At 40.1% G+C, this 8,533-nt stretch carries 8 protein-coding genes, 1 tRNA gene and 2 pseudogenes; 8 read left to right on the top strand and 3 right to left on the bottom strand.

Features of this window, described 5'->3' with window-relative positions:
- The coding region (locus tag LC574_RS14510) for a peptidase domain-containing ABC transporter (protein WP_229454172.1) at positions 1 to 1,569 on the top strand (1,569 nt) is incomplete at its 5' end.
- Here LC574_RS14510 and LC574_RS14505 read toward each other — a convergent pair.
- Complete coding sequence (locus LC574_RS14505) at positions 1,562 to 1,690, bottom strand: histidine kinase (protein WP_229454171.1); 129 nt, start codon at positions 1,688 to 1,690, stop codon at positions 1,562 to 1,564. The genes LC574_RS14510 and LC574_RS14505 overlap by 8 nt on opposite strands.
- A 60-nt stretch (positions 1,691 to 1,750) precedes the next feature.
- Here LC574_RS14505 and LC574_RS14500 point away from each other — a divergent pair.
- Positions 1,751 to 1,832: transfer RNA gene (locus LC574_RS14500), tRNA-Leu, on the top strand.
- A 168-nt stretch (positions 1,833 to 2,000) separates the two neighbouring features.
- On the opposite strand, the pseudogene LC574_RS14495 reads toward LC574_RS14500, so the two are convergent.
- Both LC574_RS14495 and LC574_RS14490 read right to left on the bottom strand, forming a co-directional pair.
- Positions 2,001 to 2,213 (bottom strand): annotated as a pseudogene (locus LC574_RS14495) (XisI protein); the annotation flags it as partial.
- Between the two features lie 12 nt (positions 2,214 to 2,225).
- Positions 2,226 to 2,426: a hypothetical protein gene (locus LC574_RS14490; protein ID WP_229454170.1), complete on the bottom strand. Its 201-nt coding sequence runs from the start codon at positions 2,424 to 2,426 to the stop codon at positions 2,226 to 2,228.
- A gap of 542 nt (positions 2,427 to 2,968) precedes the next feature.
- Between LC574_RS14490 and LC574_RS14485 the strand changes: the two genes are divergently transcribed.
- From LC574_RS14485 to LC574_RS14460, 6 genes and pseudogenes are all read left to right on the top strand, one after another.
- Positions 2,969 to 4,036, top strand: a complete 1,068-nt coding sequence (locus LC574_RS14485; RefSeq protein WP_229454169.1) for a response regulator — start codon at positions 2,969 to 2,971, stop codon at positions 4,034 to 4,036.
- A gap of 73 nt (positions 4,037 to 4,109) precedes the next feature.
- Positions 4,110 to 4,475, top strand: a complete 366-nt coding sequence (locus LC574_RS14480) for a four helix bundle protein (protein ID WP_229454168.1) — start codon at positions 4,110 to 4,112, stop codon at positions 4,473 to 4,475.
- A 47-nt stretch (positions 4,476 to 4,522) separates the two neighbouring features.
- A complete protein-coding gene (locus tag LC574_RS14475; RefSeq protein WP_229454167.1) occupies positions 4,523 to 4,900 on the top strand; it encodes a response regulator in 378 nt (125 codons plus the stop codon).
- 4 nt (positions 4,901 to 4,904) lie between these two features.
- Positions 4,905 to 5,402: a chemotaxis protein CheW gene (locus tag LC574_RS14470; RefSeq protein ID WP_229454166.1), complete on the top strand. Its 498-nt coding sequence runs from the start codon at positions 4,905 to 4,907 to the stop codon at positions 5,400 to 5,402.
- Positions 5,403 to 5,461: 59 nt separating this feature from the next.
- Complete coding sequence (locus LC574_RS14465) at positions 5,462 to 8,287, top strand: methyl-accepting chemotaxis protein (RefSeq protein ID WP_229454165.1); 2,826 nt, start codon at positions 5,462 to 5,464, stop codon at positions 8,285 to 8,287.
- A 57-nt stretch (positions 8,288 to 8,344) separates the two neighbouring features.
- Positions 8,345 to 8,533, top strand: a pseudogene (locus LC574_RS14460) (hypothetical protein); the annotation flags it as partial.

Here is an 8,533-nt window from a genome sequence, read left to right as displayed (position 1 = left end):
AACGCTATTGGTTTGGGGATGATTATTTTTGGGTTATTTGGTGTAACTGTCAACGCTGTACGGCAATATCTTCTATTTCATACTGCTAACCGCGTTAGCATCGCCCTACTCGTAGGTTTTATCAAACATACCTTCCGCTTGCCCCAATCTTATTTTGAGTCGCGTTTTGTTGGGGATATAGTCTCACGCATCCAAGAAAACCAGAAAATTCAGCAATTCCTCACCGGTCAGACACTCTCCATATTGTTGGATATGCTGACATTGGTTGTTTATCTTGCCTTGATGTTCTCCTATAGCTGGCGGATGTCATTATTCGTGCTCTTTACAGTACCACCATTTTTTATCTTGGCGCTGGCTAGCACAAGTATTTTGCGCCGCATCTCCAGAGAAATTTTTAATGCAGGTGCTAAAGAACAAAGCTATCTCATAGAATCTCTGAGCGGAATTCGTACCGTCCGCTCATTGGCAATTGAACAAACCGTCCGCTGGCGTTGGGAGGAACTGCTGAATGATTTGGTCAAAAAAGCCTTTAATGCTCAAATAATTGGTAATCAGCTGCAAATTATCAGTGGCGTTATCCAAACTTTTGTGAATACTGCATTGCTGTGGTATGGAGCGACGCAGGTAATTAATGGCGAACTGACGATTGGACAATTAGTTGCTTTCAATATGTTAGTGGGTAACGTCTTGAGTCCTTTCCAGAGGCTATCTATGCTGTGGAATCAATTACAAGAAATCGTGATTTCCACCGAACGCATAAATGATGTGTTGGAGGCGGAACCAGAAGAAGACTTAGAAACTAAACCCCGTCAGGCGTTGGGTAAGCTGCGCGGTCATATTAGATTTCATAATGTCACCTTTCGCTATCACTCAGAAAGTGAGACTAACGTCTTAGAAAATCTTAACTTTGAAATCCAGCCAGAACAGATGGTAGCAGTTGTGGGGCGCAGTGGTTCTGGAAAAACAACCCTGAGTAAATTGATTTTAGGTTTATATCCACCGACAGATGGCAAACTACTCATTGATGGTCGTGACATCACTAGTGTTTCCTTGCGATCGCTCCGTTCTCAAATCGGGGTTGTAGACCAAGATACTTTTTTGTTTGGTGGGACTATTCAAGAAAACATTGCCATCGCTCATCCAAATGCTTCTTCTGAAGAAATTATCCAAGCAGCAAAATATGCTGGAGCCGATGAATTTATTCAAAAACTACCGATGGGTTACGAATCCCAAATTGGTGAAGGCGGCGGTATGCTTTCTGGTGGACAACGCCAACGCCTAGCGATCGCTCGTGCTTTGCTCGGAAATCCTCGATTATTACTGTTTGATGAAGCAACTAGCCATCTAGATTCCGAATCAGAACGAATTATTCAAAACAACCTCAAAACAATTCTTCAAGGACGCACAAGTGTAATCATTGCCCATCGCCTCTCTACAGTCCGCAACGCTGACTTGATCCTGGTTTTAGATCAAGGCGTTTTGGTAGAAAGCGGTACCCACGACGAATTAATCACCAAAAAAGGTCATTATTACTACCTGAATCAACAACAACTGGCTCAAGTTAGTTGAGATTGGGCATGGGGCATTGGGCATGGGGCATTGGGCATTGATAAATAATTAATAGTTCTTCTCCCTCATCTCCCCCATCTCTCCCACCTCCCTCATCTCCCTCATCTCCCTCATCCCCCACTCCCTATTCCCTATTCCCTATTCCCAAAAATAATTTCTTATGGTATGATAATAAACTGATGCGGATGTGGCGGAATTGGCAGACGCGCTAGATTTAGGTTCTAGTTCCGAAAGGAGTGAAGGTTCAAGTCCTTTCATCCGCATTTTTAATTTACGAAAATTGCATGAGTCAATAGGTTCATGCAATTTTCGTAAATTCATCCTCAACTCCAAGCAGGAAAGTTCAGTAGAGCTATACTTTGCTGGCGTAAGAAGATTGTTGTCTGTGTTTTTTAACTTTGCAATCGCTTCAGTTAGGGACTTGCGATTTCTCAAATTCCAAACCCGGTAAACTGACGCACATAGGGTTCGTGAAACGCCAAAATAATATCTTGCTTGGGTACTCCAATTTCAACCAATCGATTGGCAATTCCAACTTCGGTAGCATCATGTTGAATCCATATTCTTCCATCTTTAATATCGAGATGTAGAATACAGCCAAAATCACGTTTATTTCCCCGCCAACCGACATAAAGTAATTGATATTTTGCAACTCGTTAGTCCACGGAGATGGACTTTGATTGTGTAGTAGCGACTTCTAGTCGCCCAATATTTTTAAAACATCTTCTTAGGGTTTGGCAGTAACGCCCAAAGATGTGCAAGCGATGCCTGCGGTGGGCTACGCCAACGCATTCATCAGTAGGAATAATCTTGCTGTGCGATCGCGCAAATTTTTTTTGGACAAACAGCTCTGCCAAAGCAGTAAATCCTTACTTAAGTATAAAATACTACTTTAAATATGGTAATTTCTGAATTCTGACTTCTGAATTCTGTTTTATTTTTGTCAAAAAATCAGTATTATCCCCGTAGTCACAACGGGGGTATTTAATGATAAGTGGCTTCATATAGTTCTTACTTGCTTAAAGACTAGATTTTACTTAAGTGTAAATACAGAAGTTCAAATATATTAATATTTACAAAATCAGTATTATTCCTGTGGTCAGATTGGGGTTACTCAATGGAAAGTGGCTTCATCTAGTCTTGACATTTTTATGTCTTATTGTCCAGAAAGTCTGTAAATCTCAGTAACAAAAAGTAAATTAATAATAATTTACGATTTTACTGAGATTTGATCATTTGAAAATAACGCTGTTTTCGTTGAGTTTCACCACCAAGTCTAGAAATAAGCTGATGTACTTTAAAATACAAAAGTTTGATGCTTTTTACTTGATTTAAATTGTGGAATAACTCTATACGAATTTAGCTTACACGTATCGAATTTAGCTGAAGTAAAAGCAAAATGAGCACAACTCCTATAGGTAGCTACAGGTTGTTCCAGAAACTACATCCGCTATCTCTGTTGGCACAGTTAACCAGTCGTCGTGCTACAGGATATTTAAGTATATTTACTGAAATAAATTCTTGGTCAATTTATCTAGAGGACGGTAAACTTACTTATGCCTCCTATTCAGATAAACTGTTTGAGCGGCTTGACAGTCACTTGCGACGCTTGAGCCAGCAAATTCCTGCTCTCAACAGCGCCACTCGTGTGCAGATGCGGCTGATGTTTGAGACGAAGAATGAACACCAATCAATACCCAATGCGGATTACCAAGCTATTTGTTGGTTGGTAAATCAGGACTATATCACCTCTGTGCAAGCAGCAAGTCTGATAGACGAATTAGCAAAAGAAGTACTGGAATCATTTCTATGCTTAAAAGAAGGTAGCTATGAATTCAGCCCAGAAAGCTCTTTGGATGAACTACCAAAGTTTTGTCGCCTGGATTTGCGGTTACTTGTTGAACACTGTCAAAAGCAATTACGAAATCGGCAAAATATCCAGTCATCAATTCCGGCTGGTGGGGGTTCCCAACTTTTGTCTAGAATACAACCGTCTCAAGTTCAGCCACAACTGCAAATAAAACTTGAGCAAAAGTTACCGATACCAATCAATTTTGATATTCCTGAAAATAATAAAACTACTCAGCTACCTGTTGGCAAAAAACTATATACAATTGCCTGCATTGATGATAGCCAAACAGTTTTGAATTCCATCAAACACTTTTTGGATGAAAACACATTTTCGGTTGTGATGATCAACGATCCTGTGAAGGCGTTAATGCAAATTCTTCGGAGTAAGCCCGATCTGATTTTGCTAGATGTTGAGATGCCAAGCTTAGATGGCTACGAGCTATGTTCCTTATTACGGAAACATTCAGCTTTTAAACATACGCCTATTATTATGGTGACTGGTAGAACAGGATTTATAGACAGGGCAAAGGCGAAAATAGTCAGATCATCAGGATATTTGACTAAGCCTTTTACACAATCAGAATTGCTAAAAATTGTTTTCAAACATCTTGCTTAATTTAGGAGTCAGAATTCAGGAGTCAGAATTCAGGAGTCAGAATTCAGGAGTCAGAATTCAGGAGTTAGAACAAATGAGACAGCCAGCGAAGACATTTCAAGATTTGATAGTTTGGCAGAAAGCACATCAATTTATTTTATTAGTGTACCCATTTACTGCTAACTTCCCTAAATCAGAAATATATGGGCTTACCTCTCAATTTAGACGGGCAGCAATTTCTGTACCAGCAAATATAGCAGAGGGATTTAAGAAAAAAGGATTAGCAGATAAAGGACGTTTTTTAAACATTGCACAAGGTTCTTTAGAAGAATGTCGTTATTATCTAATTCTTTCAAATGATTTGGAATATAGTGAGACTTCGGAATTAAAACTTAAACTTGAAGAAGTTAGTAAACTACTGACAAGCTATGCTAATTCCATTCTGAATTCTGATTCCTGACTCCTGAATTCTAATATGTTTAATTTATTTTTTTAGGAGATTTAATAGTGAGTCTGACTTTACTTGGCACAATTCTAATTGTAGAAGATTCTCCCAGCGAATTGGAATTAATGAGCCATTATCTGAAAGAAAGTGGTTACAACGTAATTAAAGCAAGTGGTGCAAAAGAGGGTTTAGAAAAAGCTGTCTTAGAAAAACCAGATGCGATCGTTACTGATGTAGTAATGCCAGAAATGAGCGGATTTGAATTGTGTCGTTATCTGAGAAGAAATCCAATTACAGCAAAAGTTCCAATTGTAATTTGTAGTTCCAAAAATCAAGAAATTGACCGTTTATGGGCGATGAAACAAGGTGCAGATGCTTACATAACTAAGCCTTACACCCGCGAACATCTGCTACGTACTATTAAATCAATGGTAATTTGAATCAATGACTAGTATAAACATTACACTTCCTTCAAAAGAAACCCAAAATAATTTAGCAGACAGTTATCTGAAGTTTCAGCTAAATCAACAGACTGCTGCTGTTTTATCAACGAAACATACGCAAGAAGCAATTATTGTACCTATTGAATCTGTAACCTCAATGCCTAATATGCCCTGCTGTATATTAGGATTAATGAATTGGCGGAGTCGGATAATTTGGGTTGTTGATTTGCCAAGAATGCTCAATTTAGAATCCTTAGATTATCGACTGCGACAATACAGTGCGATCGTTATCCAAGTGGAATCATTGGTGTTGGGTTTAGTTGTGCAAGAAATAAAAGGTACGATTAAAATCATCCCTGATGATATTCATTCTCCTATAGGACAAGTAGCATCCAGTTTAGTTCCTTATTTATGTGGGTGCGTTGTGCAACAAGAAGAAATATTACTGGTATTAGATGCTCAGGCAATTGTGCAGTCTTCTATTCTCCGCAGTGATTAGGGTGTACTACTAAAAAGGATTTTTAGGTTCTTATTCACATAGTTAGGAGAATTACTTTTATGTTTAATAAAACCAATGCAAATCAAGGTAGCGGCGCTCAAAATCGAGCATCACTGATTTCATCCCAAAAAATAAGTGGTACTGTCATAAAGCTACCAACTAAAACTACTAGTGAAACGGCTAATAATTCTTTACTAAATCAGGCTATTGCCTCTTTTGCAAAACTCGGATTGGTTAAGAAAGCGACTATTTTAGCGATCGCAATCGGTACAATACCAGTATTGGGTATCGGCGCGATCGCTTTTAACTTTGCCAACAAGTCGATTACTAAGCAAATTACCCAATCTCAACAAACTGAAGCCATTGGTTTAAGTGATAAAGTTAACCGTTTCATGTTGGGGCGCTACGGTGATATTCAGGTAATATCAAGTTTACTTTTTTTGACAAGTCCCCAGGCTAGTGTAAGTATCACCACCCAAGATAAACAAGCAATCCTAGATGGAGTTGTCGAAGCCTACAAAGCTTATGACAGCGTTGCTGTTTTTAATCGCCAAGGTAACTTGATTGTCCAATCCACAGGCGAACCCCAGGACAACCAAAAAGACCGTATCTACTTTCAAGAGGCTTTACAAAAAGATATTCCTGTCATCAGTAAACCTGAAGCAGCAAAAAATACTGGCGTAGTAAGTATTTATATAGCTGCACCTGTGAAAGAGATAAGGACGGGCCAAACCATTGGTGTGGTAAGGGCGCGGATGCCCGTAAAATCTTTAGAGGAAGTCATCAAAAACTACGTAGTCAATGGGCAACAATACCATTTGCTCGATGCTTCGGGAACAGTTTTCTTAAGTCCAGAAAAGGAATTATTAGGGAAAGAGGCAAAGGCAGAGTATTCTAGTTTACCTAAACTGGTAGCAGCCAATAAGGTAGATAGTTTTATAGAAGTTGCCAAAACTTACCAAAAAGAAGAACTAGTCAGCTACGTACCAGCCAGTAAGTTAGATGGGTTACCAGATTTAAACTGGCAAGTACTTTTATCCACAGACACAGCAATTGTATTTGAGCCGCAAAGACAATTGTTATGGATTATAGCCATCGGCACAGCAGTGACAGCATTGATTGTAGCTGCGATCGCATCTCGGTTAGCGAAACTTACTACACAGCCAATTTTAAATGCAACTGCGGCATTAGCAAAGCTTGGCCAAGGTAAATTTAATACCCGTCTGGAAATCGCAAGAGAAGATGAATTAGGGGTATTAAGTGCAAATATCAACCAGATGGCCGAACAATTGCAGGTGTTAGTTAAGGAACAAGAACTGGACGTTGAAGGCGCAAAATTACTAACAGATATTACCCTACGAATTCGGAAAAGTCTCAAAACTGAAGATATTTATCACGCAGCAGTAAAAGAAATTCAGCGATCGCTAAAAACAGACCGGGTAATCATTTATAGTCTAAATCCAAATACTGGGAATGGCGTTGTCGTTGCTGAATCGGTAACTGATAATTGGCCGAAAATGCTCGGAGTGAAAATTGACGAGCCTTATTTTCGGGAACGTTATGTAGAAACTGATCACTATGGACGGGTGCTTGCAATTGCAAACATTCATCAAGACCAAAGCTTGAAAAATGCCCCCGGTTACATCCAACTTTTGGAAAAATTTGCTGTCAAAGGTAATTTGATCGTACCAATTCTTGCCCAAGGCCAGCTTTTATCCTTATTAATAGCTCATCAGTGCGAAACTCCTCGTGTTTGGCAACAGCAGGAAATTGACTCGTTTCAACAGATAGCAACTCAAATCGGCTATGCCTTAGAACAAGCCAAGTTATTAGAAGAGATACAATCTAGGAATGTTGCAGTAATCAGTTCTGACGACGAACTGCATCAACAAGAAACACTGCAACAGCAACTTTTACAACTGCTCAATGAGGTAGAAGGTGCAGCCAGAGGCGACTTGACAGTACGTGCAGACGTGACGGCTGGGGAAATAGGGACTGTTGCCGACTTTTTCAACTCCATTGTAGAAAGCCTCCGAGATATTGTTACCCAAGTTCAACAAGCTGCCACCCACGTTAATACTGCCATTGGCTCTAACGAAGGAGCCATCCGCCACCTAGCAGAGGAAGCACTCACCCAAGCTGCCGAAATCAACCGCACCCTTGATGCTGTTGACCAAATGACCCAATCCATGCAAGCTGTAGCCGAAAGCGCCGAAAAAGCTGCTTTCGTTGCCAATCATGCGGCTCACACCGCTACTAAGAGTGGACGCGCGATGGATTTAACAGTACAAAACATCCTGTCTTTGCGGAAAACTGTGGGTGAAACTGCTAAGAAAGTGAAACGTTTGGGAGAATCTTCGCAACAAATTTCTCGCGTGGTTTCATTGATTAACCAAATCGCTATTCAAACTAACTTACTAGCCATTAACGCCGGTATTGAAGCAGCACGTGCGGGTGAAGAAGGTCAAGGTTTTGCCGTAGTGGCTGAAGAAGTCGGCGAACTAGCAGTTAGGAGTGCCGCAGCAACCCAAGAAATTGAACAAATTGTTGAAAATATCCAACGAGAAACTAGTGAAGTGGTACTAGCGATGGAAATAGGCACTACTCAAGTTGTAGAAGGAACTCGAATTGTGGAGGAGGCTAAACAAAGTCTGAGTGAAATTTTGGATGTATCCCGTGAAATTGACTCCTTAGTGCAGTCGATTTCCACTGCAACTGCATCTCAGGTTGAAACATCGCAAAGTGTTAGCCAATTGATGAAAGATATCGCTGCTGTATCACAACGCACCAGCGATTCTTCTCGCCAAGTTTCCGAATCTCTGCAACAAACTGTAGAGATTTCCCATCAGTTACAAGAGACTGTCGAGGCTTTCAAAGTTAGTTAAGTTTGTCATTAGTCATTAGTCATTAGTCATTTGTTATTTGCTATTTGCTAATGACCAATGACTTTTATTATTTGTCCGTTGTTATTTGTCCTTTGTCCTTTTACTAATGACCAATGCCCAATGCCCAATGCCCAATGCCCAATGCCCAATGCCCAATGCCCAATGCCCAATGCCCAATGCCCAATGACTAATCTAATACCAAAGCAATTGAGAAAAAACAAGCAGCAACGCTACAAACTGCTAATG

The organism is Nostoc sp. CHAB 5715 (assembly GCF_020829685.1).
Classification (GTDB): Bacteria; Cyanobacteriota; Cyanobacteriia; order Cyanobacteriales; family Nostocaceae; genus Nostoc.
This window is presented reverse-complemented; position numbering and strand designations above follow the sequence as displayed.

Excerpts from the sequence above, each read along its gene's own strand:
- LC574_RS14485 (WP_229454169.1), top strand. The coding sequence starts at position 2,969 with ATGAGCACAACTCCTATAGGTAGCTACAGGTTGTTCCAGAAACTACAT.
- LC574_RS14470 (WP_229454166.1), top strand. The coding sequence starts at position 4,905 with ATGACTAGTATAAACATTACACTTCCTTCAAAAGAAACCCAAAATAAT.
- LC574_RS14465 (WP_229454165.1), top strand. The coding sequence starts at position 5,462 with ATGTTTAATAAAACCAATGCAAATCAAGGTAGCGGCGCTCAAAATCGA.
- LC574_RS14480 (WP_229454168.1), top strand. The coding sequence starts at position 4,110 with ATGAGACAGCCAGCGAAGACATTTCAAGATTTGATAGTTTGGCAGAAA.